The organism is Streptococcus sp. Marseille-Q6504 (genome assembly GCF_965111625.1).
In genome coordinates this window covers 1-510 of record NZ_CBCOON010000011.1, presented here as the reverse complement: position 1 = coordinate 510, position 510 = coordinate 1, and the positions used below count along the sequence as shown (strand labels likewise).

Sequence of the window (510 nt, the reverse complement as noted above, 5' to 3'; positions counted from 1 at the left end):
CGTCTCCAAGTGACTTGGTGAAGCCAGATTTAAGAGTTGCGGTCATAACACCATTTTCAACCTTAATGTCGAACTTGTCTGTCACATCTGCACCAGTTACTGAATCGTAAGCCTTGATAGCTGAAGCGTCTACATCAACCTTAGTTTCATCGAAGTCATCAGAAATACTTACTGATTGGATGTTATCCTTGTTGTCAGCGTCGAATTTAGTTGTATCAAGCCATACTTGGTAAACCAATTTAGCGCCACGCTTAACAGTCTTAGTATTCAAGTTTTCTGCTTCGTTGTTGTCAGTCTTATCTGCGTATGGATCTTTATTGGTATCTCCGTACTTGTCTGTCAACTCAGAATCATCATCGAGAAGCTTGTTATCAGTAATTGAGAACTTAGCTGTATCCAATACATACTTCTCTGGTTGGAACTTAGGTTCTTCCGGAGGAGTCACAGTGTTGTTGAACTCTGTATCTGGAGCGTCAGTCACTGTCTTCACAAGTGCTTTAGATTTTCCAT

At 40.8% G+C, this 510-nt stretch carries 1 protein-coding gene; it reads right to left on the bottom strand.

Annotation, left to right across the window (positions count from 1 at the left end; translation table 11 throughout):
* The coding region (locus ACWPUA_RS08155) for an SspB-related isopeptide-forming adhesin (RefSeq protein WP_454380272.1) at positions 1–510 on the bottom strand (510 nt) is incomplete at both ends.